Consider the following 24,539-nt stretch of genomic DNA (forward strand, 5'->3'; position numbering starts at 1 on the left):
CAGATGACTGGCTCCCCCTTTTTTGTTGCCGAAGTTACGGTCCGGCAATCAGTCGACGATGGCAGCAGGCGCTTTCACCGGCTCCTCGTCTTCTTTCATCTTGCGGAAGTACGTCGAAAGCAGTGCGCCGGAAATGTTGTGCCAGACACTGAACAATGCGCTGGGCACCGCCGCCAATGGCGAGAAGTGCGCGCTGGCCAATGCCGCGCCCAATCCCGAGTTCTGCATGCCGACTTCCAGCGCCAGGGACTTGCGTTGCGCCAATGGCAGCTTGAAGACCTTGCCGGTGAAGTAGCCCAGCAGGAAGCCGAAGCTGTTGTGCAGGATCACCACGAGCATGATCAGCAGGCCGGATTCGGCGATTTTCGCCTGACTGGCGGCAACCACGGCGCAGACAATCATCACGATGCTGACCACCGAAACCAGTGGCAATACGTCCACCGCGTAGCTGACCCGTGCGCCGAGCAAACGCTGCGCGAGCACGCCGAGCACGATGGGCAGCATGACCAGTTGCAGGATCGACCAGAACATATCCATGAAGGACACCGGCAACCAGGCCGAGGCCAGGAACCAGATCAAGGTCGGTGTCAGAAGTGGGGCGAGCAGGGTGGTGACCGCTGCGATGGCCACTGCCAGGGCCAGATCGCCCTTGGCCAGCCAGGCCATGACATTGGAGGACGTGCCGCTCGGGCAGCAGCCCACCAGAATCACACCGACGGCGATTTCCGGCGGCAGATGAAACACCTGGCACAGCAACCACGCCACACCGGGCATGATCACAAAATGCGCAACCACACCCAGGGCCACGCGCCACGGATGGCGGGCAACTTCGGAAAAGTCATCGAGCTTGAGGGTCAGGCCCATCCCGAACATCACCAGCCCCAGCAGCGGGACGATCAGCGGTTTAAGGCCAATGAACCATTGTGGGAACAGGAACGCCAACACGGCGAACAGCAGCACCCAGTACGCAAAGGTATTACCGACAAAACGACTCAAGGCTGCCAATGCACGCATGGCGGGTTCCTTTTTTTATTGGGTTCATATTCCGTGGGAGCGAGGCTTGCCCGCGAAATAACGATAACGCGGTGGGTCTGAACCATCGCGTTGCCTCATTCGCGGGCAAGCCTCGCTCCAACAGGTTTTGCTTTAAATCCCCTGCGGCAATTCTTCGCCGCCCAGGGCTTCAACCAGTTCCGGCAGGAACTCGCCAAAAGTCAGCATCATGAGGGTAAAGCTGGCATCGAGTTGGCCCAGAGCCTCGTCGCCGCCGTCCTGTTCCGCCTGATCCTGCAGCAAGTCTTCGAACTTCAGGCGCTTGACCACCATCTTGTCGTCCAGCACGAAGGCCAGCTTGTCCTGCCAGGCCAGGGACAGTTGGGTAACGACTTTGCCCGTGCTCAAGTGCAGCTGGATTTCATCGCTGGTCAGGTCCTGACGCTTGCAGCGTACGATCCCGCCATCTTCATGGGTGTCGCGCAGTTCGCATTCGTCGAGCACGAAGAAATTGTCAGCAGCTTTCTGCGTGGTGACCCACTCGGTCATCACCGCGGTTGGCGCGGTCTTGACGGTGAGAGGGCGCACCGGCAGTGAGCCGATTACTTCACGCAGCGTCGACAGCAAGTCTTCGGCACGCTTGGGGCTGGCCGAGTTGACCAGGATCAGGCCCTGTTTCGGCGCGATAGCGGCGAACGTGGCGGAGCGACGGATAAAGGCGCGGGGCAGGAACGCCTGGATGATTTCATCCTTGATCTGATCGCGCTCCTTCTTATAGACCTTGCGCATTTGCTCGGCCTCGATCTCTTCGACCTTCTCCTTGACCGCGTCGCGTACAACGCTGCCCGGCAGGATGCGTTCTTCCTTGCGCGCCGCGATCAGCAGGAAGTCGCCGCTGATGTGGACCAGTGGAGCGTCTTCACCTTTGCCAAAAGGGGCGACGAAACCGTAAGTGGTCAACTCCTGGCTGGCACAGGCGCGGGCCGGTTTGGTCGCCAGTGCAGTTTCCAGCGCCTCGGCGTCAAAAGGCAGATCCTGGGTCAGGCGATAGATAAGCAGGTTTTTGAACCACATGAGGTGAATCTCTCCTTCTATACAAAGGGGGGCATTATTCGCTCCTCGGACCCTGCGGCCAACCCTGCGCTAAGCCTTTGGTAAGATTATAAAAATTATTTAAAAAAGTGCTTGCCAGAGGTAGGGTCGCTACGTAGAATGCGCGCCACACGATGAGTGAAGGGTGATTAGCTCAGCTGGGAGAGCAGCTGCCTTACAAGCAGCGGGTCGGCGGTTCGATCCCGTCATCACCCACCAATCATTCAAAGTGTTACGCGCAGCGGTAGTTCAGTCGGTTAGAATACCGGCCTGTCACGCCGGGGGTCGCGGGTTCGAGTCCCGTCCGCTGCGCCATATTCCGCTTCAAGGCCCTTGAACTCCTTGAAGCAAAAGAAAGCCCGCCTAGTGCGGGCTTCTCTTTGTCTGCGTTTTTTCCTTCCTGCCTTTTAGAGAGCGGTCCTGCGCTGTAGACAGGCGTTCAGTTCCTCGCTGCGCCGTGCTATTCAATCGACTTGATGTGTAAGACGAATCTAGTAGATTTGTACGATTTTGCGCAAAGTCCCTGAACCCGAACTGAACAAGCAGCCCTCCATCTCAAGAAAACCTTTGGATACCTGAACTTATCTGTCTTTTCTGCCTCTCATGCCGGTAGCCATTGATCGCGGCGGCCTGATAAGCTCGCGGCTTTACTCGTTTGCCCTATTGGCGCATGAACAAGGAATTAGCATGAAACAGCATCGGTTGGCAGCGGCGATTGCCCTGGTCGGTCTGGTACTCGCAGGTTGTGATAAGCAAGCCAGCACTGTTGAGCTGAAAACCCCGGCACAGAAAGCGTCTTATGGTATTGGCCTGAACATGGGCAAGAGCCTGGCTCAGGAAGGCATGGATGATCTGGATTCCAAGGCAGTAGCCCTGGGCATCGAAGACGCCGTCGGCAAGAAAGAGCAGAAGCTCAAGGATGATGAATTGGTTGAGGCTTTCGCCGCGCTGCAAAAGCGTGCCGAAGAGCGTCTGGCCAAGATGAGCGAAGAGTCAGCCTCGGCTGGCAAGAAATTCCTCGAAGAAAATGGCAAGAAAGCCGGTGTAGTTACCACCGCTTCCGGCCTGCAGTATGAAATCGTCAAGAAAGCCGATGGCGCTCAGCCTAAAGCGACCGACGTGGTGACTGTTCACTACGAAGGCAAGTTGACTGACGGCAAGGTATTCGACAGCTCTGTAGAGCGCGGTAGCCCGATTGATCTGCCGGTCAGCGGTGTGATTCCGGGTTGGGTTGAAGGCCTGCAACTGATGCACGTCGGCGAGAAGATCAAGCTCTACATCCCGAGCGATCTGGCTTACGGCGCGCAGAGCCCTAGCCCGATGATCCCTGCCAACTCGGTATTGGTCTTCGATCTGGAGCTGCTCGGTATCAAGGATCCTGCTTCGATGCCGGCTCCTGGCGCTGATGCTGACGAAGAAGAAGAGACTGCACCTGCTACCAAGAAATAACTAGCGGTTCAGGCTTGAGCAAAACGCCCCGTTTCGACGGGGCGTTTTCGTTTCTGTGTTATTTGTCGAACGGATGCAATCAGGTGCAGTCCCAATTACGTCACTGTGGGCGTCGAACGCAGAAGGTGGATCGATCAATTGTCAGACGATCCAACATTAATCCACAGGCATGGCTGTGGGTAACTTCCAAAAGCCTGCAAGTCAACGAATTTCATGGCTTTTTTCAGGTGAGTAAAAAACGCCCGATTTGAGTCAGGAGCCTATAGAACGGGCCTCTGCGGCCTGAAAAGAGGCTCTGTTCACAAGGTTATCCACAAGTTGTGTGGATAACCTTTTTGATGACCAGACGCCGGCGATTGTAGGATCGGCGTTTATTCACAGAAAAGTCGCTCAACAGGAGTGGACATGAAAGCACCGTGGAATTTTATTCGTTATTTGCCCATGGCTCGCCGACTGATGGCGGCAGGGCGTTTGCCAGGCTTGCTGTTTGCCGTTGCGCGCAAGGGCTCTGCAGAACGCGGTCGGCTGGGTAAGGTCATGGATGATCTACGGCTGTTGCAGGCGTTGTGTCTGGCGTACTGGCGCGGCGAGTATCGCGCGATCAGCCCGACGGCGATTCTGTCCATCGTTGCCGGCCTGATGTACTTCCTCAGCCCGCTGGACGCGATTCCCGACTGGATCCCCGGCTTGGGCATGCTCGATGACATCGCAGTGCTGGCATGGGTCATGAAGCATCTGGAAGGGGAGTTGTCGGCGTTTCGCCAATGGCGCGAGCGCCAGGCTCCCGAAAAGCTGCTGGTAGTGGAGCGCCTGCCGGCTACACCAGCACTGCTCGAACAGGAAAAAGCCAAAGACTGACCCATGTTCAGTAATTCGCCGCTATATAGGACCCAGTTTTAGATTCAAGACAGGCATATGGCCTCCATCCGCTGTTAAGATGCAGCAACATGGAAACGCCTACTCGCATGTGTAGTTGTCCTACAGGGGGTTGTATGGATCTTCAGGTCATTTCTCGTGATGGAGAGCCAGAATACGCAGTGTTGCCGTGGGCTCAGTACCAGGCATTGCTGCGCGCCGCAGGTCTTGTGTCCAAAGAGAAGCCTGCGTCGGGCACTCAGCCGGTCGAACCGATGGAGGCACCCGCTGAATTGCCTGGTCTGGATCAGTTGGCGACGCTTCGAGCAGCCAAGGGGCTGGAAGTCGCGCAGTTGGCGCGCACGGTTGGCATCAGCCCCTCTTACCTTGAGTTGATTGAAAGTGGGGTGCGCCAGCCCGATGCCGCTATCCGCCGCAGCCTGGCCTGGGAATTGGGTGTCGCTGGCTGGCGAGGTGAGGCATGAGCGTACGCATCAGTCGCCAGCACTGGGAAGGGCTATTGGCTGAGCTGGATCAGGCGCGTCGCCAGCGCCACTTGCTGACTTATCGTGCGCTCCTGGAGCGTCTGCAACTGCCCAGCCCCGCCATGCAAACCCTCACCGCCGCGCTTGAGCATCTGGCCGCGCTGGATGCTCGCGCCGAGCAGCCGTTGCGCAGTGCGCTGGTTATCAGCCAGGGCGCGAGTCGTTTGCCGCGCACCGGTTTTTTCGAATGCGTAGAACGCCTCGGGCGTTTTTCCGGGCCTTCAGATGGGATCGCAGCGGCGTCCTGGCATGCTTCGGAAGTGGTGCGGGTGTTTGAGTTCGTGTATCCGGAATCGGAGTGACGGGATGAAAGGCGCGTTCGCACCATCACCCCATCGCCAACAAATCCAGCTCTCGCGTATCGATCACATGCAGGCTCGCTCCGGCGACTTCCTTGGCGTAGTGCTTGGCCTGTGAGGCCAGTTCGGCCAGGCGACTGGCGTCCAGTTCGGCGCAGGACTCAGGATGCAGATGGATGACGCCGATGGACAGCGACAGCAGCGCGAACTCCTGGCGCTGGCCGTGGCGATTCAAGGCGGTGAAGCAACCGGCTTCCAGATGCTCGGCCCGATAGAAGCGTCGGCACTGATTCTGGAAGTCCTCCAGCAGGGCGTTCAGACGTTTGTTCCAGTCTTCCGAACCGAGCACCATCAGAAAGTCATCGCCGCCAATGTGCCCGACGAAGTCGCGGCTGGGGTCGATCCGGTCGTTCAGGCATTGGGCGAGGCACAGCAGAACCTCGTCTCCGCGCCCATACCCGTAGATATCGTTGAAGGGTTTGAAACTATCGATGTCCACGTAGCAGATCATCGATTCCCGGCCCTGTTGCAACAGGCGGGTCAGGCACTGCTGGATTGGCACATTGCCAGGCAGCAGCGTCAGCGGGTTGGCATAGCGGGCCTGCTGGATTTTCAACTCGGTAATCAGCTTGAGCACGTCAATTACCCGGCCAAGACCCAGATAACGGCCGTTCTGGGTGATGATGAAGTCTTCTTCGATACGTTGCCGGGCGCGGCTGGTCAGCAAACGGCTGACCTGCTGCAAGGACTGGCTCAACTCCACGGCGAGAAAGTCATCGCTCATCAGGCGGCTGATCGGCTTGCGGGCGAACAGCTCGGTGGCAAACGGCTTGAGGAGGATTTCCGATAACGAATGCCGATGAACTATCCCGCACGGCTGGCCGTGTTCGTCCAGCACGGCGAGGGAATTGAGATTGGCCTGTTTGCGAAATGCTTCGAGCACCGAGGCGGTCGGCATGTTGTGCACCACTGCCGCTTGCTCGTTGAGCAGCGCACTCAAATCGCTACCTTCCTCGGTCAGCACCAGCACTGAGCTGGTTTCAAGCTTGGGCAGCATCGCTTGCGCGTCACGAGGCGGTTGCTCCTGCGGGCGACAGAGCAGATAACCCTGGACCAGTTCCACGCCCATTTCCCGGAGCACCGCCAGTTCCTCGGGCAGCTCGATGCCCTCGGCGATGACCAGCGCCCGGGAAGCCCTGGCCATTTGCAGCATGGAACCGACAAATTCGCGTTTCACCGCGTCCTGATGAATGCCATCGATGAAGTGCCGGTCGATCTTGACGTATTCCGGGCGCAGTTCCGACCACAGGCGCAGGCTGGAATACCCCGCGCCCAGATCGTCCATCGCAATGGAAAAACCCATGTCCCGATAGTGGTGCAACGCGGTGTAAAGCAGCTCGAAGTCTTCGGTGGGCGTCTGCTCGGTCAGCTCGATCACCACGTTGCTGGGTGCAATGCCGTAGCGTTGCAACAGCTGCAAGGTTCGGCCTGGCGGGTGCGCAGGTTCCAGCAAGGATTCCGGGGAAATATTGAGGAACAGCTTGCCGGGCAGCTTCTGTTGGCTGAACCGACGACACGCACTTTCCCGACACTGCAACTCCAGCTCACTGAGGCGACCGGCCTGGCGGGCAATGGCGAACAGGTTGACCGGCGAATGCAGCGAGCTGTTCGATGGGCCACGGGTCAGGGCTTCATAACCGAGAATGCGGCGTTCGGACAGTGACACGATGGGCTGGAACAGACTGTGTAGATCGCCATGAGCCAGAATTGAACTCAATGCGTTCAGCTGTTCAGTTGCGGTCATGGCGATCTCAAGGCAAGAAAAAGGGGCTAAGCATTGTGCGCTCAGCCCCTCTATTTCACGACAGATTCATGACTGTTTGATGACCGTTGCCATTAAACAGCCATTATCCATGTGGCTTTTACTTCTTGGCCACAGCCGCGTTCAGCCCCAGATAGTCGATCAGGATTCGCCCGGTTTCCGACAGGTAAGCGTCGTCTTCAGGTTTGGTCTTGTCGTCTTCAACCGGCAGCGCGTCTTCGTCCTCTTTCTTCAGCTCCTTGAGCGGCTCTTCACCTTTGGCCTTGCGGCGGGTGTTTTCCAGAGTCAGCTGCCTGGCTTCGATAGAGGCATGTTCGGTGCGACGGTCAACTTCGTTCAGGCTGACGGTTTTCTCGCTCATCAACTTCTTGGCCAGCGCCAGACGGTCTTCGATGAAGACAAATTCGGCATCTTTTGCCGAACGGGCTTCATGTCGGGACTGCAATTGCGCCAGGAATGGTTTGAACGGATCGACCGCCGGCTTGATCGCCGGCTTGATGCTGTCCCAAGGCATGGCCTCAGGCAGCGCGCTTTCGCCGATTTCCTTGGTATCGATGATCGACGGGTAAGCGATGTCCGGCACGACGCCCTGATGCTGGGTGCTCTGCCCGGAAACCCGGTAGAACTTGGCCAGGGTCAGTTTCAGCTCGCCATGATTGAGCGGCTGAATGGTCTGCACGGTGCCTTTACCGAAGGTCTGGCCGCCAATGATCAATGCGCGGTGATAGTCCTGCATGGCGCCGGCGAAAATCTCCGAAGCCGAGGCGGACAAGCGGTTGACCAACAATGCCATCGGGCCTTTGTAGAAGGCGCCGGTGTCTTCGTCTTCGAGGACGTCGACCTTGCCGTCCGCGTTGCGCACCAACACGGTCGGGCCTTTGTCGATGAACAGACTGGTCAGCTCGGTGGCTTCCTGCAGGGAGCCGCCGCCGTTGTTACGCAAGTCCAGAACCACACCGTCGACTTTCTCGGCTTGCAGTTCAGTCAGCAGTTTTTTCACGTCGCGGGTGGTGCTCTTGTATTCCGGATCGCCAGCACGGTAGGCCTTGAAGTCCAGATAGAACGCCGGGATGTCGATGACGCCCAGCTTGTAGTCGCGACCGTCCTGATTCAGGTGCAGGATCGATTTTTTCGCAGCCTGTTCTTCGAGCTTCACCGCTTCGCGAGTAATGGCGACGATTTTGGTGGTCTGGTCGTTCGGTGCGTTGCTGGCCGGAATCACTTCCAGGCGCACGATCGAGCCTTTAGGGCCACGGATCAGCTTGACCACTTCGTCCAGACGCCAGCCGATCACGTCGACCATCTCTTTGTCGCCCTGGGCGACGCCGACGATTTTGTCAGCCGGAGCGACCTGCTTGGTCTTGGCCGCAGGACCTGCCGGCACCAGACGCACGATCTTCACGTTGTCGTTATCGCTCTGCAACACGGCGCCGATGCCTTCCAGCGACAGGCTCATGTTGATGTCGAAGTTTTCCGCGCTGTCAGGTGACAGGTAATTGGTGTGCGGATCGTAGGACATGGCGAAGGTGTTGATGTAAGCCTGGAACACGTCTTCGCTACGAGTCTGGGCCAGGCGCGACAGCTGATTCTTGTAGCGCTTGGTCAGGGTTTCCTGAATCTTCGCCGGGTCTTTGCCGGCAATCTTCAGGCGCAGGACTTCGTCCTTGACGCGTTTGCGCCACAGATCGTCCAGTTCAGCCTGGTTCTTCGCCCATGGGGCGTCCTTGCGATCAACCAGCAAGTTTTCCTTGGTGGTGAAATCAAGTTTGTCGACGCCTTTGTTCAACTCTGCCAAGGCGAAATCCAGACGCGACTTGATGCGGTCCAGATAGCGCTTGTAGATGGTGAACCCGGCGTTCAGGTCGCCGCTCTTGAGGAAATCGTCGAACTGGGTCTGCCACTTGTCGAATTCGGCGATATCGCTGGCCAGAAAATAGCTGCGTGCCGGATCGAGCAGCTTGAGGTAGCTCTCGTAAATGATCACCGAGCGCTTGTCGTCAAGCGGCGGCTTGCTGTAATGGTGCCGTTTCAGCAGCTCAACCACGTTGAGGCTGGCAATCACTTCATCGCGATCAGGCTGGAGGTTATCCCAGCTGTTGGCGGCGAAAGAGCTGGCAGACATTGGCAGAATACTGAGGCCAACGAGCAGGGCGAGGGCGGTGCCTGGGAAAAAATGCTTCATGCTGATTCGACGCGGGGACAATTGATAACGCATATTAGGCCGTCTTTGAAGTCGCCGGTCCCGTCGGATCCGGTCGCATAATGCAAAAAGCCCGGGCGTCTATAGCTTCGGGCTCAGTCCAGACTCACTATGGAGGCACCGTGAAGGCATTGCAAGGCGTTGAAGGTCGAGTGGAATGGGTCGAGACACCGAGTCCGGCCCTTGATGCGGGTCAAGTCCGGATCAAAGTGGCTGCCGCAGGTTTGAATCGCGCTGATTTATTGCAGCGCGCGGGCCTGTATCCGCCGCCGCCGGGGGCCAGCGAATTTCTTGGCATGGAATGTTCCGGAGTAATTGCCGAGGTTGGTCCGGGTTCTGCGTGGCAGGTTGGCGACCGGGTTTGCGCGCTGTTGGCTGGTGGTGCCATGGCTGAAGAAGTGGTTGCCGATGCGCGTCACGTACTGCCGGTGCCCGAAGGAATTTCACTGCATGAAGCGGCGGGAATTCCTGAAGTCTACGCCACCGCCTGGCTGAATCTGTTCCAGCTGGCTGCACTCAAGCCGGGCGAAAAAGTTTTGCTGCATGCCGGGGCAAGTGGAGTTGGTTCAGCGGGCATTCAGCTTTGCAAGGCGTTCGGCAACCCGGTCTGGGTCAGCGTCGGATCGGCCGAGCGTCTGGCGTACTGCACCGAATTGGGCGCTCAGGGCGGAGTGGTGCGCAGCGAAAGCATCGACAGCCTGAAAGACTTTGCACCCTTTGACGTGATCCTCGATCCGGTCGGCGGCAACTATGCCGCGCTTAACGTGAAGCTGTTGAGCGTCGATGGCCGCTGGGTGTTGATCGGCCTGATGGGTGGCCGTGAAGCGCAGCTGGATCTGGCCCAGATATTGGGCAAACGCATCCAGTTGCTGGGTTCCACCCTGCGCAGTCGCGATGACCAGTTCAAGGCCGACTTGCTGCTCGACCTGGCGCACAACGTCTGGCCGCTGTTCAGCGAAGGCCGTCTCAACCCGCAACTGGCGCGCAGCTTCCCGATCAGCGACGCCGAAGCGGCGTTCGCCGAGCTGGCGACCAATCAGGTTTCCGGGAAGGTGGTGTTGGTGATTGATGAAAGTCTGGTTTAACTGAAGCGGTTTTAATATCAGTGGGAGCGAGCTTGCTCGCGAAGGCGGTATCAAGCGTATAAAAACGTAGCGGATGTCCCGACCTATTCGCGAGCAAGCTCGCTCCCACAATGATGTGACGATTATTTCCAGTGATGCACCGGCCAACCGGCCTTCTGGGCGTGCTCCAGCAAGGTCGGATCGGGGTTGACCACGTGCGGGTGATCGACCTTGAGCAGCAAGGCCAGGTCATTGCGTGAGTCCGAATAAAAGCTGGCGCCTTCGAGGTTTTCGCCTTCGGTGTCCAGCCATTCCATGAGCCTCGTGACCTTGCCTTCCCGATACGTCAGGGTGCCAACGGTCCTGCCGCTGTAAACCCCGTGCTGCACCTCCAGATCAATCGCCAGCACTTCGTCGATACCGATGCGCTCGGCAATCGGCTTGACCAGATGGATCCCCGAAGCCGAGATCACCAGAATCCGGTCGCCAGCGGCGCGGTGTTCGGCGATGCATTTGGTCGCGTCACTGAAGATGATCGGCTCGATGAAGTCCTCGACCCACGGGCCTACCAGGTGATCGACTTCCTCCGGAGTGCGGCCAAGCATCGGCTCCAGGCTGAAGGCCATGTAGTCCTCCATCGCCAGCTTGCCTTCGCTGTAGGCTTGCATCAGTTCGTGATCGCGCTTGATGAACGACTCGGGATCGACCCAGCCGAGGCGGCCCATCTGCTCGCTCCATAAACTGGCGCAGTCACCGGCGATCAAGGTTTCGTCCAGGTCAAAAATGGCTAAAGGCATTGCGCGCGTTCCTTAAAACTTTGTCAGTTGAATTGGCGTTCGGCGCGCAGCTGCAAGCTTCAAGCTGCAAGTGAAATCGACCGCGTCTCGCCCACTTGCAGCTTATAGCTTGCCGCTTGCAGCTGTCCTCAGACTTCACACAACGCCGACGCATCAATGCTCAACGTCACACGTCGGCCATTGGGATGCAAATCGTCCGCCGAGCGGTTGAGTACGTCTACCACCAATTCCACGCCGCGAGCTTCGACCCGATAGCGAATCACATTGCCCAGCAGACTGTGGCTGCGCACTTCGCCTTCCAGTGAACCGGTGAGGCTCAACTGAATGGCCTCCGGACGAATCGCGATGCGGGTGTCGATGGGGCGCTGCATCAGGCGGCTGGCTTCATCCGCTTCGAGCAGGTTGTAGTTGCCGATGAAACCTGCGGCAAATGCATCGACCGGCGCAGTGTAGAGGGTTTCGGCGTCGCCGCTTTGCACGATGCGGCCCTGGTTCATCAGGAAGATGCGGTCCGACATGATCAGCGCTTCCTCCTGATCGTGAGTCACAAAAATCGTCGTCAGGCCCAGCTCCCGTTGAATGGCGCGGATCTGTTCGCGCAGGTGTTTGCGAATCCGTGCATCCAGCGCCGAGAGCGGTTCGTCCAGCAGCAACAGGCGCGGACGGGTGACCAGCGAGCGCGCCAGGGCCACGCGCTGGCATTGGCCGCCGGACATCTGATGCGGATAGCGGCTGGCCAGCTCGGTCAGCTCGACCAATTTGAGGACTTCGGCGACGCGCTTGTGGGTGTCGTCGGCGTTGACCTTCTGCATGCGCAGGCCGAACGCGACGTTCTGCTCCACGGTCATGTTCGGAAACAGCGCATAGCTCTGGAAGACCATGCCGATATTGCGTTTCTGCGGCGTGATGGGCACCAGGTCCACGCCATCGAGCAGGATGCGTCCTTTGTTGACCGAGGTCAGACCGGCGATGCAGCGCAGCAAGGTTGATTTGCCACATCCGGACGGGCCGAGCAGGGTGACGAATTCGCCACGCTCTATCGTGCAATTGATGTCGCTGAAGACCGCTGTGCTGGCATAGGTTTTTTGCAGATTTTCGACACTGACAAAACTCATATCAGTCTTTGTCCTTATTCAGTCGGTTGGCAGCCCAGGTCAGCAGCAGCACGAAGAGGAAGTAGGAAACCACCAGCGCACTGTTGAAGTGCCCGCTGCTGTTACGCATGTTGTTCAGGTACACCTGCAAGGTTTCGTAGCGGGTGCCGACCAGCAGGTTGGCGAACACGAATTCGCCGAACAGGAAGGAAAACGACAGCAGCAGCGCGACCATCAAGCCCTTGCGCAGATTGGGCAGCACCACCAGAAAGGCCGCCTGCCAGGTATTGGCGCCGAGGAGCTGGGCGGCGTCCATCAGGTCGGTCAGGTTGATCGCCTGCAGGTTGTTGGTTATGGCGCGGTACATGAACGGCAGCGCGACAGTGAAGTAGCAGCCGATCAGAATCCACGGCGTGCCGACCATCGCCATCGGCCCCGAACCGTAGAGCTGCAACAGACCCACAGAGGACACCACTGGCGGCACGGCGAAGGGCAGCAGGATCAGGATGTTCATCAGGCTGTCCAGGCGCGGAAAGTGGTAATGCACCACGAACAGCAGCGGCAGGATCAGCACCACGGACAGGATCAGCGCGCCGACACAGACCAGCAGCGACTGGCCGAAAGCGGTGAGGAAACGCGGGTCACTCCACAGCGCGATGTACCACTTGAAGGTGAGGCCGCTGGGCAAGATAGTCGCCGACCAACTGGTCGCCACGGAATACAGCAGCGTACCTGCAAGAGGCAGCAGCAGGATGAAGAACAGGGTGTAGACCACGAACCGGTGGTAAAGCCTGGCGGGACCTCGTTCAACGCGAGACATGGTAGCTCCTCTTCAGCAACCACTGATGGACGACGGTGACCAGCGTCATCAGGCCGACCAGAATCATCGCCAGCGCACTGGCCATGTTCGGATCAAGGGTGATATCGCCGGCCACCATGGCTGCGATGCGAATCGGTAGCACGTTGAAGTTGCCGGTGGTCAGCGCATAGACGGTGGCGTAAGCCCCGAGTGCATTGGCCAGCAGGATCACGAAGGTGCCCAGCAATGCGGGCGTCAGCACTGGCAAGCCGATGTAGCGCCAGAATTGAAAACTGCTGGCGCCGAGCAGCGATGCCGACTCGCGCCAGTCTTCGCGCAATGCATCAAAAGCCGGGTAGAGCAGCAGCACGCCCAGGGGAATCTGGAAGTAGGTGTAGAGAATGATCAGCCCGGTCTTCGAATACAGATTGAAGTCGTCGATGATTCCGGCCTGCTTGAGGATCAAGGTCAGCGCGCCGTTGAAGCCCAGCAAGATGATGAAGGCGAACGCCAGTGGCACTCCGGAAAAGTTGCTGGTCATGTTGGCGAACGCGTTGACGAAGTCCCGCAAGCGCGAGTCCACCTTGCGCAGCGAATAACTGCCGAGCACCGCAATCACAATGCCGAACAGACTCGACCAGAAGCTGATCTCCAGGCTGTATTGCATCGCTTGCCGATAGAACCGCGAGTTGAAGGCAGTGATGAAGTTCTCGATCCCCCAACCTGCGTCGGAATGCAGGCTGTTGATCGCCACCCAGACCAGCGGCGCGATCTGAAAGATGATGAAAAATATGGCGAAGGGCACCAGGCACAGCAGCCCCAGCCATTTGCCTCGGGTAAGTGTGCTCAATTGAATATCTCCCGGCAGACCGGTTTGTCGTGGGGCACGCCGAGCAGCTCGCAAACAATGCCGCACAGGTCGGTTTGTTTAGGGGCTGCATTGCTGTCGAGGCTGAACGCATCGCCGAGCACGAACAATGGCACTTCGCGCTCTTCCGGCAGCAGGCCGTTGTGTGAGCGATCGTTGTTCATGCCGTGGTCGGCGGTCACCAGCACTTGATAGCCAGCGTCGAGCCAGCGTTGCAGGTAATCGGCCAGCACGATGTCGGCGCTGCGTGCGCTGTTGCGATATTGCGCGGAGTCGAGGCCGTGCTTGTGCCCGGCGTCGTCGATGTTCATGGGGTGAATCAGCAGAAAGTTGGGAGCATGCCTGACGCGCAGGCTTTCCGCGTCGGCGAACAGATGCGAATCCGGATAGTGGTCAGCGTAATAAAAGTGCCCGTGCTGGATCGGCAGTTCCAGGTCATCGGTATGCCGGTCGCGGGCGGCGTCGAACGGCGTGCGGTTATACAACTCACTGACCCAGTGATAGGCCGCTGCCGCAGTCGTCAATCCGGCTGCCGTGGCGTAATGAAACACACTGCGCTGTCTGGACAGACGTGAAACCTGGTTATGCACGATGCCGCTGTCGATTGGCGCAACGCCGGTCAGGATGCACTCGTACAGCGGGCGAGAAAGCGCCGGCAACTCGCATTCCAGTTTGTACAGGGCGGCGCGGCCAGCATTGCTGTAGGCCTGCAAATGCCCCATCGCATGCCGGGCCACCGCGTAGTTCAAGCCATCGAGCACGATCAGGATGACGTTGTGTTTCATGAGCCAGCGCTCCGGCGGAATTCATACGGGACAGGCGAGACAGTGGACCTGTCTCGCCTTCTGTTGCGTGTGTTGCAAACGTTGTGTGAGCTGCGTGGCTTCATCCCTGAAGCCGATTGCGGGTTATTGCATTTCGACGATGACTTGCTCGTTCCACAGTTGTGGCAGCTTCTTGGAAGTCGCTTCCCATGCGGCAGCGTTCTTGATCGGCGTTACGCCTTTGTACTGCTCGTTCGGCAGCAGTTGCTTCTGCACGTCTTCCGGCAGTTTCAGGTGTTCGGCACGAATCGGACGCGCGTTACCACGAGCCAGGTTGGTCTGGCCGGCGTCGCTGAAGATGTATTCACGGGCCAGTTTGGCGGCGTTCGGGTGTTTGGCGTATTTGTTGATAATGGTGGTATAGCCGGAAATCACCGATCCGTCAGATGGAATCAGCACCACGTAGTCATCCGGGTTGGTCATCTTGGCTTTATAGCTCAGGCCATTGAAGTCCCAGACGATGCCGACTTCGACTTCGCCTTTTTCCATGCTCTGGATAGACGGGTTATTGATGCCCAGGCGTTTTTGCTTGGCCAGCTCGGTGAACAGCTGCAGGCCCGGAGCGAGATTGGTCTCGTCGCCTTTCATGGAGATCGCGGCAGCCAGCACACCGTTGGCAGCCTGGGCTGCGGTGCTGACGTCGCCGATGGTGACTTTGTATTTGCCGTTTTTCAGGTCAGCCCATTTGGTTGGGACTTCAGAACCGTGCAGCAGCTTTTTGTTGACGATAAATGCGATGGTGCCGGTATAGGCCAGCGCCCAGTGACCCTCCTTATCCTTGGCCCAGTCCGGAACCTGATCCCAGGTGCTTGGCTTGTAGGGTTGCGTAACACCCTTGGCCGTGGCGATGGGGCCAAAGGCCGCGCCTACGTCACCGATGTCGGCACTGGCGTTATCTTTTTCCGCGTCGAACTTGGCCACTTCCTGCGCCGAGCTCATGTCGGTGTCCATGTGCTTCAGACCATATTTGGTTTGCAGGTCTGCCCAGGTGCCTTTCCAGTTCGCCCAGTCATCCGGCATGCCGACGCTGTTGACCGCGCCTTCCGTCTTGGCGGCGGCTTCGAGGGTCTTGAGGTCAACGTCCGCAGCCATGGCAGCGGTGCTGAATGCAATAGCGGAACCGAGGAGTGATGCCAGCAAAAGGTGTTTCATTCGAAGCTCCTTGTGCACTTCTTCAAGATTTTTTAGAAGTGATCGTTGCGGGTGAGTTGGTCTAGGTCAGCAATACCTGAGCCAAGTTAGGCTCGTTCAATGACATTTTCATGTCGGCATGGCTTTTTGGTGGCTTCGTCCCGAGGCGAGACGTACGCCGTGGCGTAAGCGTAGACCATCGGCAAACGGTTGATCTGCAAGGGCTAAGCAGTTTATCAAGACGGGCTTGGCATGGTTTGTGATGCACCTTGTCACTCAATAGTCATCTACGCTCACTAGGCTGTTTGCACGCATCGTGCGGTGCGTCCCGAGCAGCCCGTGCCCCGAAATGGCGCTGGTCTAGTCCAGATAGGTAACTTGATGCGCGAAGACGTACCACGTGCGGTGACGACGATTTGCAATGCGCTGCAAGAGCAGATCGAGCATGGCTTGCTGCCGCCCGGCAGCAAGTTGCCCGCCGAACGCAAACTCAGCGAAGTGTTCGATACCACTCGCATTACCTTGCGCGAAGCGCTGGTACAGCTTGAAGCACTGGGTTTGATTTATCGCGAGGAGCGCCGTGGCTGGTTTATTTCGCCGCCGCGTCTGGCCTATGACCTGATGCGCCGCAGTCACTTTCACGCGATGGTCAGTGCCCAGGGCAGGATTGCCGAGACTCAGGTGATCAGCGCGCGTCTGCAGCCGGCTTCCGCGAAAATCTGCGAATTGCTCCAGCTACCCGCGCTGTCCAGCGTGATCCAGATCTGCCGCGCGCGGCGTATAGATCAGCGGCTGGTGCTGTACGTGGAGCATTACCTGAACCCGGAATACTTTCCCGGAATTCTCGACTGCGATCTCAATCAGTCACTGACCGAGCTGTACGCCAGCCGTTATGACTTGCGCTACGGCCAGGTGCGTTTCGAAATGGTACCCACCGCGCTGCACGCCGAAGCCTCGGCTGCTTTGAAGGTTTCCCTCGGCAGCCCTGGCCTGCGCATCGCCAGGGTCAACTTCGACCAGCAGGGACGCCTGATCGACTGCGACCTGGAGTACTGGCGCCATGATGCGATTCATGTGAGCGCGGTGGTCAGCGATATCTGAGCGCGCAATACGTTGGAGGCTTGCCCGCGAAGGATTTTCAGACGCCGCAGATGCATTGTCTCGACTGGCCCCTTCCCGGATAAATCCGGTCCCACAGGTTTGGCGAAAGCAATTCAGCTACCCGACTTGAGCTCCTTGCGCTCCGCACTTCCCGCCGTCATCACTTGCACGCTCAATCTTGGCGTCGCCAGGTCCATTCCGGCTTCATCCAGATGGCGTTTCAGGGACAGGTTGAACGCCCGGGAAACTTCCCATTGCTTGATCGGCGCGGTCTTGAAGCGGGCGCGCAGGATCGCGTTGCCCGACTCAAAGCTTTCCACGCCCTGAATCTCCAGCGGCGACCAGATATTGCGGCGCTGCAACGGGTCGGTGCGCATTTTCTGACCCACATCGCGGATCATCTTCAGCGCATCGTCGATGTTCATGCTTGAAGGGATGGCGATGCGGAAAATCGCATAGCCGAATTCCCGGGAATAGTTCTGGATGCTTTTGATTTCGCTGAACGGGATCGTATGCACGATGCCATCAATATCGCGCAGGCGAACGGTGCGAATGGTCAGGCCTTCGACGGTGCCGAGATGCCCGCCGACATCCACATAGTCATCGATGGCCAGCGAATCCTCGATGATGATGAACAACCCGGTGATCAAGTCCGCCACCAGTGACTGGGCGCCAAAACCGATAGCCAGGCCGATCACACCGGCACCGGCCAGCAGCGGTGTGACGTTCATGCCCATGTTGGCCAGGGCGACGATCAGCGCAATGATGAAGATCGCAATGAACAGCACGTTGCGAATCAGCGGCATCATGGTCTGCGCCCGAGCATTGGCCAGCCCTTTGCGCGAACGCGTCAAGGCGTGATGCACGGCAGTGTCGCTGAGAATCCACACCAGCCAGGCAAACATCAACGTGGCGGCCAGATTGATCAGTTTCATGCTGATGTCGTGGCCATCACCCTCGGCGAAACGAATCAGCGACAGGCCCCAGACCCGCAAACCCAGTTCGATGAACACCAGCCAGACCAACATATGCATCAGGGTGTAGAAAAAGTTGTGCAGGCGCTCGGAATACAGGGCGTGACGTTTGTGGCCATGACGCGGCCTCATGGCATGACGGCGCACCAGGCCATTGATGACCATGCTCACCACCAGCAACACCGTGGACAACAAGGCCTGACGCAACGCGGTGCTGGTATCGCCTGCGGAAAAGAACGTGGCAAACAGCGACACGCCCACCAGCATCAGCGCAGGCACGTACCAGAAGCTGCCGATGATCTCGATGGAGTCGGTCAGGGCGCGGCGGGTCAGGCGTCGGGACAGCGGCTGATTGCGGATCAGATGCGCGATGGGCCGCCGGAAACGCAGGATGAACAGTCCGGTAGACAGCGCCGCCATGACATTGGCGAAGGTCGCGGCCGTATGGGCCAGATGCACGCCGAGGCTGGCGATCAGGCGTGGATCGTTCAGGGCCTCACCGAATGCCGCGAAACTGCCAATCAGCCACAGTGGGCGGAAGGCCCGGTGGCGCAGGATGTACAGGGCCCGGTGGCGATGCGGTCCGTCGAGCACCGAGAAGGCGATGACGCAGATTGCCGAAAACAGCGTGCCGACCACCAGCGCATAAGCCAGCACCATCGCCAGGTCCTTGCCCAGGGAAGAGGGCAGGGAGTAGCTCAGATAAACCGTGATCACCAGTGCGATCAGCCATGGTCCCAATTTACGCAAGGCAAAGCGCAGCATGTCGAGGGTGCCGGGATTTTGCGGCAGATCTTCCGACAAGCCGAAGCGCACACGCACCCAATGGCCAAGCCAGATCAGCGCGGCGGCCAACAGACTCCAGAGCAACAGCACCACGGCGAAACCGAAGATGATCGGCAGCCACTCCCTGGCCGGCAAGGCCAGCGCCAGCAGTTCATCCTGAGCCAGATCGATTTCTTCGGACCAGCGTGTAATCGGGCTGTCTTCACCAGCGAATTTTTTCTCGAAGTCGCTCAAGGTGCTGCCAATCAACCCCAGCACGCCTTGATCGGTGCCAGGCTGGGCTTTGTGCGTGGCATCGCGAAGTTTTTTCAGGTCCGCCAGCAACTGGCTGCGTTGCTGGTCGTTTTCCAGGGTCTTGATCACTTCATCAAGCGACTGCCCCAGCGGTTCCTGCGCCTGCGGTTGGGTTTTCTGCCCACCGCCGAGCACGCCCGGCAGAGCGACCGCCTGAGCTGCGGCGATAGGAAACAGGGCCAGCAGGCAGACGAAAAGCAGGCGAGTCAGCAAACAATAGCGGGGGAAAGCAGTCACCGGGCAGTAAACCTCAAGTCAACATCGAGTTGCCCGAGACAGAACGGCGTCAGCTGTCATCCCTGGCATGAGTGAGCGATGAGTTTACGAGTGGTCTGCGGGCTTGGCGAGCAGCTTTTCTCCCCTGCGGGCCGCGCATTACCTGAGGTTGACCATCAGGCAAGCTTTTCCAGAATCTTGAAGCCGATCGTACCCAGCATCAGCATCATCCCCAGCCAGATCATGAACACACCGCCACCACGCTCCTGGTAACTGAAGCCGATGCACAACAGCAACATCCCGATAATGATCGGCAGCAGCATTGCATAAAAGGCGTTCATGGCATCGACCCTCCGGAGTCAGATGCCTTTAGTTTAGGTGGTCCGGAGATAAGTTGTGGGAGCAAGCTTGCTTGCGAAGCGGTTTTCAGGCCCGCACACAGGTCTGATTCACCTATGTCTTCGCGAGCAAGCTCGCTCCCACTAAATGCCTGGCTTCAGCTCAAACCCTGCAAATCACGGCAACTCATGACTCGCATAAAACGCGCCGAGTACTTTCACCAGATGCGCCAGGTCATGGCTGCCCGCCAGTTCACGAATCGAATGCATGGCGAAGGTCGGCAGGCCGATATCCACCGTGCGTACGCCGAGATGGCTGGCCGTGATCGGGCCGATGGTCGAGCCGCAAGCCATGTCGCTGCGCACCACGAAGCTCTGCACCGGCACTTCTTCGGCCATGCACAGATGGCGGAAGAATCCTGCGGTTTCGCTGTTGGTGGCGTAACGCTGGTTGCTGTTGACCTTGATCACCGGGCCGGCGTTGAGTTTCGGGCCGTGGTTGGCGTCGTGCTTTTCGGCGTAGTTGGGATGCACGCCATGGGCGTTGTCGGCGGACACCAGCAACGATTTCTGAATGGTGCGCACGTAGTCTGCGCCATCGGGCAGCAGGCGCTGGATGATCTGTTCCAGCATCGCCCCATCGGCACCGCAGGTTGACGATGAACCGACTTCTTCGTGATCGGTGCACACCAGCAGACAGGTTTCGTCGCTATCGGTGCCGAGCAGCGCTTGCAGTCCGGCGTAACAGGACAGCAGGTTGTCCAGGCGCGCGCCAGCGATGAAGTCAGCATTAAGCCCGATCACCGCAGCGCTCTGGGTATCGTAGAAACTCAACTCGTAATCGAGCACGACGTCAGCGTTCAGACCATGTTCACGGGCCAGCTGGTCAGTGAGCAGGGCGCGGAAGTCCGCACGTTCGTCACCGGCAACCTGAGCAAGAATCGGCGGCAATTCAAGTTGCGGGTTGATCGGCCAGCCTTCGTTGGCGGTGCGATTGAGGTGGATCGCCAGGTTCGGAATCACCGCAATCGGCAGCTTGAAGTCGATCAGCTGGCTTTCGACCTTGCCGTCGCGGCGGAACGTGACGCGCCCGGCCAGCGACAGGTCGCGGTCAAACCACGGAGCGAGCAGGGCGCCGCCATAGACTTCGACGCCCAACTGCCAGAAACCCTGGCGCTGCAATTCAGGTTGCGGCTTGACCCGCAGGCACGGACTGTCGGTGTGCGCGCCAACCATGCGGATGCCGCCGGTCAGCGGCGACTGGCGACCCAGGCGGAACGCAACAATCGAAGAGTCGTTGCGGGTGACGTAATAGCGCCCGCTGGTTTCGGTGGACCAGGTTTCCCGCTCGTCCAGACGCTGAAAGCCCGAGGCTTCAAGGTGTTGAACGAGGGTGGCAGTGGCGTGAAACGGTGTAGGAGAGGCCTTGAGGAATTCGATCAGACCCTGGTTCAGCTCTTCGCGCATAAGTTACTCCAGACAGCAATGGCGCGAGTTTACCGTATTGGGCTGGGGCGTGTGGTTGTGGGTTTGTTTTGGTCTCTTCAATCGCGAACATATCCATTATCGCGTCTGCTGAAATTATGGTTCCGCTCTTACAGCGGGTCACTTTTGGCAAACGCCCCAAAAGTAACCAAAAGGTCTCGCTCCTTTGCCCAGGTCTTCGCCAAGGCTCAGACTTCCCTCGCTCCGGCATTGCTCCGTGGGTCGCCGCAAAGGGCCATCCCTGGCCCAGTGCGGCTAATTCGGCATCCATGCCGAATCACCCACAACGCAATACCTGCGCTCGGCCGTCCACAAGTCGCAATTGTGTCGCCCATGCGTTCTGCGCACATTCACCGGCCTGGGATTGCGGTGAGACAGGCAGAAAGATCCGCAACGCGTATTTGCTTTTGATTTTCCGTGCCACGATCTGGCAGACACCGCCAAACGCGCGTCGGGAGGCTGAGCGTAGGTGTCGTGGGGTGGGGCGACCGGCATGGATGCCGGTCGAGCGCCGTTGCGCCATGGATGGCGCGTCGGCGCGTACCCACACCACGGCACCGGAGCGAAGGAACCCCTGCGAAGCAGGGGCCGGACGTCAGCGCAGATGGTTTTCGTCTATTTTGCCGAAACAAAATGGACTCGACCGTCAGGGCGAAACCTCAATAAGCCGCACCGCGAATGCTGTTGGTGCCCCCCGTTTCGAAGCGCAGCGCCAAAATTAATAACGCCCCCGCAGAGTGACGCACCCCATCAAAACGGCGCCGGACACTCAAGCCGCAGCCGCTCGCCCGTCTGCGGATGGGTAAACGCCAACATACTGGCGTGCAGACACAGGCGTGGAAAAGCCGCCAGCGCCTCGGCATGCGCATACAACCCGTCACCCAGCAGCGGATGGCCAATTGAAAGCATGTGGACCCGCAATTGATGGGAGCGGCCAGTAATCGGCGTCAACTCGACACGGCAGTAATCACCGCAACGTTCCAGGACTTTCCAGAAGGTCTGCGCGTGTTTGCCGAGTTCGTGATCCACCACATGCCGAGGCTTGGTCGGCGGATCGTAGCGTAGCGGTAGATCAATGCGGCCGCTGTCCAGCGTCGGCTGGCCCCAGCACAGCGCGGTGTAGGCTTTTTCGGTTTCCCGGTCATGGAACTGGCGTGACAGTTCGCGATGGGTGTCCGGGTCGCGGGCGAGCAGGATGATTCCGGAAGTTTCCCAGTCCAGGCGATGGACGATGCGGGCTTCGGGGTAACCGTTTTCCTGCAGGCGGGTGATCAGGCAATCCTTGTTGTCCTCGGCACGGCCAGGAACGGAAAGCAGCAGGGTCGGCTTATCGACCACCAGGACGGCAGCGTCCTGATGAATGATGCGGATGTTCGACAACGGCATGTGTAACGGCCTCGAAACGCGAGAAACGCCAACGGCGGTATAGACGATGCTCTTTGCAGAACACCGCGTATACCGCCGCGGGCACCCGCCGGATCAACGATCTGGCAGGGTGATATTGAGTTCCAGAATCGAACAGCTGCCCTGGTTTTCCAGAGCAACCTGCACGTCATCGGAGCCGATGTTGACGTATTTACGGATCACTTCAACCAGTTCTTTCTGCAAGGCTGGGAGATAGTCCGGGGTCGTACGCTGGCCGCGTTCGTGCGCCACGATAATCTGTAGACGCTCTTTCGCCACCGACGCGGTGCTGACCTTTTTGCTGGCACGAAAGAAGTCGAAAATGTTCATTATTTGCCTCCGAACAACCGCTCTATCCAGCCCTTTTTACGCACATCGAGGAACCGGTGCGCCACTTCCTTGCCCAGCAAACGGTCCACAGCATCGCTGTAGGCCTGACCGGCATCGCTCTGGTCGTCGAGGATAACCGGAACACCCTGGTTGGAAGCCTTCAAGACCGCCTGGGATTCCGGGATAACGCCCAGCAAACGGATCGCGAGGATCTCTTCAACGTCTTCTACGCCCAGCATTTCACCATTGACCACGCGCTCAGGGTTGTAGCGGGTCAGCAGCAAATGTTCCTTGATCGGATCTTCGCCACGCTCGGCGCGCCGGGATTTGCTGGCCAGCAGGCCCAGCATGCGGTCCGAGTCACGTACCGAAGACACTTCCGGGTTGGTCACGACAATCGCTTCATCAGCGAAGTACATGGCCAGGTGAGCGCCTTTTTCGATACCGGCTGGAGAATCGCAGACGACGTATTCGAACGTCTCCTTGAGCTCCATGAGAATTTTTTCGACGCCTTCGACCGTCAGGGCGTCCTTGTCACGTGTCTGGCTGGCGGCCAGCACGTAAAGATTTTCCAGGCGTTTGTCTTTGATCAGCGCCTGGGTCAGCGTTGCTTCGCCATTGACCACGTTGACGAAGTCATACACCACGCGTCGCTCGCAGCCCATGATCAGGTCGAGGTTACGCAGGCCAACGTCGAAGTCGACGATAACTGTTTTATGGCCGCGCAATGCGAGGCCGGTACCGATCGCGGCGCTGGTGGTGGTCTTACCCACACCGCCTTTGCCGGATGTAACTACGAGAATCTTGGCCAAGGTGTTTCACCCCTAGAGGAAAAGGACAGTTAGTCCCTGAAGAGCGTCTCTTGAAGCGGCGGCAGTCGAACAATGATGGAAATTACTCAACCCTGACTTCTGAATCGAAGGGAGATGTGCCGGAAAAGTGAAGATCCCGGGATTTCCTACAACCTTTGCTACGTTTTCGCGACGAATCAGAGATGCTTTAAAAATGGCGCAGTATCCGTTAAAGCCGGATGATGTTCAACACGTCACCGGACAGGCTGACCTGTACCGCAGATCCCCACAGCGGGTCCCTGCGCAAGTCTTCGGAGACCTTGTATTGCCCGGCAATCGAGATCAGTTCGGCGCCTAATTGCTGGCAGAAGATCCGCGCCTTGGTATCGCCCTTGATGCCTGCCAATGCTCTACCGCGCATAGGGCCGTAAACATGGATGTTGCCATCAGCCAGAAGTTCCGCACCGGGACTGACCGGGCCAATCACGATCAGGTCGCTGCCCTGGGCGTAAATCTGCTGTCCGCCGCGCACGGGCAGGGTAACGACCCGGGTCGGCCTGATCGTCGGCTCGACCGGTTTTTCGATTTTTGGCTTGGGTGCTTCACCTTCGGCCGGGTCCAGTGGACGCTCCCGGGCGCCTGACGGCGGCAGTACCGGCAAATCAATGGCGATGGCAGCGGCGATGTCTTCAATGCGATTGGCACGAATCGCCAGGGTGCGCAGGCCGTGTTGGCGGCAGATGCGCATCAGGCCGGGCAGATCCACGGGGCCACCATTGGCTGGAAGTTTGTCCAGCGCCAGCACCAGCGGGGTGTTGCTGAAGAAATTCGGCGCCTGCGCCACCTTCGCCGCCAATTGGCGGTCGAGCGCTTCAAGATTGTTCCGGGCCAGCTCCAGCACCGTGATGGCAAGCATGCTGCCCTTCAGTTGGAAGACTGGATCCTGGTCTTGCGATTCGATTTGGCTCATGGTCGAAATACAACAGCT

At 58.6% G+C, this 24,539-nt stretch carries 23 protein-coding genes and 2 tRNA genes; 8 read left to right on the plus strand and 17 right to left on the minus strand.

Annotation, left to right across the window (positions count from 1 at the left end):
• Nucleotides 1-48 precede the first annotated feature (48 nt).
• Together ACP7E4_RS03950 and rdgC are read right to left on the minus strand one after the other, a co-directional pair.
• Complete coding sequence (locus tag ACP7E4_RS03950) at nt 49-1,014, minus strand: bile acid:sodium symporter family protein (RefSeq protein ID WP_426111687.1); 966 nt, start codon at nt 1,012-1,014, stop codon at nt 49-51.
• Between the two features lie 132 nt (nt 1,015-1,146).
• Nucleotides 1,147-2,067, minus strand: coding sequence for a recombination-associated protein RdgC (gene rdgC, locus ACP7E4_RS03955; protein ID WP_426111685.1), 921 nt, complete (start codon nt 2,065-2,067; stop codon nt 1,147-1,149).
• A 161-nt stretch (nt 2,068-2,228) separates the two neighbouring features.
• Between rdgC and ACP7E4_RS03960 the strand changes: the two genes are divergently transcribed.
• From ACP7E4_RS03960 to ACP7E4_RS03985, 6 genes are all read left to right on the plus strand, one after another.
• Nucleotides 2,229-2,304, plus strand: a tRNA-Val gene (locus ACP7E4_RS03960).
• A 19-nt stretch (nt 2,305-2,323) separates the two neighbouring features.
• Nucleotides 2,324-2,400, plus strand: a tRNA-Asp gene (locus ACP7E4_RS03965).
• Between the two features lie 372 nt (nt 2,401-2,772).
• The gene (locus ACP7E4_RS03970; RefSeq protein WP_341520826.1) at nt 2,773-3,534 is read left to right on the plus strand and encodes an FKBP-type peptidyl-prolyl cis-trans isomerase; all 762 of its coding nucleotides are present in this window, start codon (nt 2,773-2,775) and stop codon (nt 3,532-3,534) included.
• Nucleotides 3,535-3,939: 405 nt separating this feature from the next.
• Nucleotides 3,940-4,392 (plus strand): YkvA family protein, encoded by a 453-nt coding sequence (locus ACP7E4_RS03975; protein ID WP_426111683.1) that lies wholly within the window; start codon nt 3,940-3,942, stop codon nt 4,390-4,392.
• A gap of 134 nt (nt 4,393-4,526) precedes the next feature.
• Complete coding sequence (locus ACP7E4_RS03980; protein WP_426111681.1) at nt 4,527-4,874, plus strand: helix-turn-helix domain-containing protein; 348 nt, start codon at nt 4,527-4,529, stop codon at nt 4,872-4,874.
• Nucleotides 4,871-5,236: a hypothetical protein gene (locus tag ACP7E4_RS03985; protein ID WP_065831301.1), complete on the plus strand. Its 366-nt coding sequence runs from the start codon at nt 4,871-4,873 to the stop codon at nt 5,234-5,236. Before ACP7E4_RS03980 ends, ACP7E4_RS03985 begins: the two co-directional genes overlap by 4 nt.
• A gap of 25 nt (nt 5,237-5,261) precedes the next feature.
• Here ACP7E4_RS03985 and ACP7E4_RS03990 read toward each other — a convergent pair whose 3' ends face one another.
• Complete coding sequence (locus tag ACP7E4_RS03990) at nt 5,262-7,037, minus strand: bifunctional diguanylate cyclase/phosphodiesterase (RefSeq protein ID WP_426111679.1); 1,776 nt, start codon at nt 7,035-7,037, stop codon at nt 5,262-5,264.
• A 118-nt stretch (nt 7,038-7,155) separates the two neighbouring features.
• Nucleotides 7,156-9,237: a carboxy terminal-processing peptidase gene (locus ACP7E4_RS03995; protein WP_426111677.1), complete on the minus strand. Its 2,082-nt coding sequence runs from the start codon at nt 9,235-9,237 to the stop codon at nt 7,156-7,158.
• 140 nt (nt 9,238-9,377) lie between these two features.
• Here ACP7E4_RS03995 and ACP7E4_RS04000 point away from each other — a divergent pair, with 140 nt between their 5' ends.
• Nucleotides 9,378-10,340, plus strand: coding sequence for an NAD(P)H-quinone oxidoreductase (locus tag ACP7E4_RS04000; protein ID WP_426111675.1), 963 nt, complete (start codon nt 9,378-9,380; stop codon nt 10,338-10,340).
• Between the two features lie 122 nt (nt 10,341-10,462).
• Here ACP7E4_RS04000 and ACP7E4_RS04005 read toward each other — a convergent pair whose 3' ends face one another.
• From ACP7E4_RS04005 to ACP7E4_RS04030, 6 genes are all read right to left on the minus strand, one after another.
• Nucleotides 10,463-11,116, minus strand: coding sequence for an HAD family hydrolase (locus ACP7E4_RS04005; protein WP_426111673.1), 654 nt, complete (start codon nt 11,114-11,116; stop codon nt 10,463-10,465).
• A gap of 128 nt (nt 11,117-11,244) precedes the next feature.
• Entirely contained in the window at nt 11,245-12,231 is a 987-nt protein-coding gene (locus ACP7E4_RS04010; RefSeq protein ID WP_426111671.1) for an ABC transporter ATP-binding protein, read from the minus strand.
• Nucleotide 12,232: 1 nt separating this feature from the next.
• Complete coding sequence (locus ACP7E4_RS04015; RefSeq protein WP_426111669.1) at nt 12,233-13,030, minus strand: ABC transporter permease; 798 nt, start codon at nt 13,028-13,030, stop codon at nt 12,233-12,235.
• Nucleotides 13,017-13,859 carry an ABC transporter permease gene (locus ACP7E4_RS04020; RefSeq protein ID WP_020289248.1) on the minus strand — a complete coding sequence of 281 codons (843 nt, stop codon included), beginning with the start codon at nt 13,857-13,859 and terminating at the stop codon, nt 13,017-13,019. Before ACP7E4_RS04020 ends, ACP7E4_RS04015 begins: the two co-directional genes overlap by 14 nt.
• Complete coding sequence (locus ACP7E4_RS04025) at nt 13,856-14,662, minus strand: alkaline phosphatase family protein (protein ID WP_426111667.1); 807 nt, start codon at nt 14,660-14,662, stop codon at nt 13,856-13,858. Before ACP7E4_RS04025 ends, ACP7E4_RS04020 begins: the two co-directional genes overlap by 4 nt.
• A 123-nt stretch (nt 14,663-14,785) precedes the next feature.
• On the minus strand, nt 14,786-15,853 hold the full coding sequence (locus tag ACP7E4_RS04030) for an ABC transporter substrate-binding protein (RefSeq protein ID WP_426111665.1): 1,068 nt from the start codon (nt 15,851-15,853) through the stop codon (nt 14,786-14,788).
• A 360-nt stretch (nt 15,854-16,213) separates the two neighbouring features.
• Here ACP7E4_RS04030 and ACP7E4_RS04035 point away from each other — a divergent pair, with 360 nt between their 5' ends.
• Complete coding sequence (locus ACP7E4_RS04035; protein ID WP_426111663.1) at nt 16,214-16,933, plus strand: UTRA domain-containing protein; 720 nt, start codon at nt 16,214-16,216, stop codon at nt 16,931-16,933.
• Between the two features lie 113 nt (nt 16,934-17,046).
• Here the strand turns inward: ACP7E4_RS04035 and ACP7E4_RS04040 are convergent, their stop codons facing one another.
• The 7 genes from ACP7E4_RS04040 to minC form a co-directional block, all read right to left on the minus strand.
• Nucleotides 17,047-19,200, minus strand: coding sequence for a mechanosensitive ion channel family protein (locus ACP7E4_RS04040; RefSeq protein ID WP_426112062.1), 2,154 nt, complete (start codon nt 19,198-19,200; stop codon nt 17,047-17,049).
• A 179-nt stretch (nt 19,201-19,379) separates the two neighbouring features.
• Nucleotides 19,380-19,544 (minus strand): hypothetical protein, encoded by a 165-nt coding sequence (locus tag ACP7E4_RS04045; RefSeq protein ID WP_426111661.1) that lies wholly within the window; start codon nt 19,542-19,544, stop codon nt 19,380-19,382.
• A gap of 174 nt (nt 19,545-19,718) precedes the next feature.
• Entirely contained in the window at nt 19,719-21,008 is a 1,290-nt protein-coding gene (locus ACP7E4_RS04050) for a M18 family aminopeptidase (RefSeq protein WP_426111659.1), read from the minus strand.
• Between the two features lie 768 nt (nt 21,009-21,776).
• Nucleotides 21,777-22,412, minus strand: coding sequence for an RluA family pseudouridine synthase (locus ACP7E4_RS04055; RefSeq protein WP_426111657.1), 636 nt, complete (start codon nt 22,410-22,412; stop codon nt 21,777-21,779).
• 93 nt (nt 22,413-22,505) lie between these two features.
• A complete protein-coding gene (gene minE, locus ACP7E4_RS04060) occupies nt 22,506-22,760 on the minus strand; it encodes a cell division topological specificity factor MinE (RefSeq protein ID WP_020290796.1) in 255 nt (84 codons plus the stop codon).
• Nucleotides 22,760-23,572, minus strand: coding sequence for a septum site-determining protein MinD (gene minD / locus ACP7E4_RS04065; protein ID WP_020290795.1), 813 nt, complete (start codon nt 23,570-23,572; stop codon nt 22,760-22,762). Before minD ends, minE begins: the two co-directional genes overlap by 1 nt.
• A 208-nt stretch (nt 23,573-23,780) precedes the next feature.
• On the minus strand, nt 23,781-24,521 hold the full coding sequence (minC, locus tag ACP7E4_RS04070) for a septum site-determining protein MinC (protein ID WP_426111655.1): 741 nt from the start codon (nt 24,519-24,521) through the stop codon (nt 23,781-23,783).
• Nucleotides 24,522-24,539 lie beyond the last annotated feature (18 nt).

It is taken from the genome of Pseudomonas sp. DSP3-2-3, from assembly GCF_049898225.1.
Taxonomy (GTDB): domain Bacteria; phylum Pseudomonadota; class Gammaproteobacteria; order Pseudomonadales; family Pseudomonadaceae; genus Aquipseudomonas.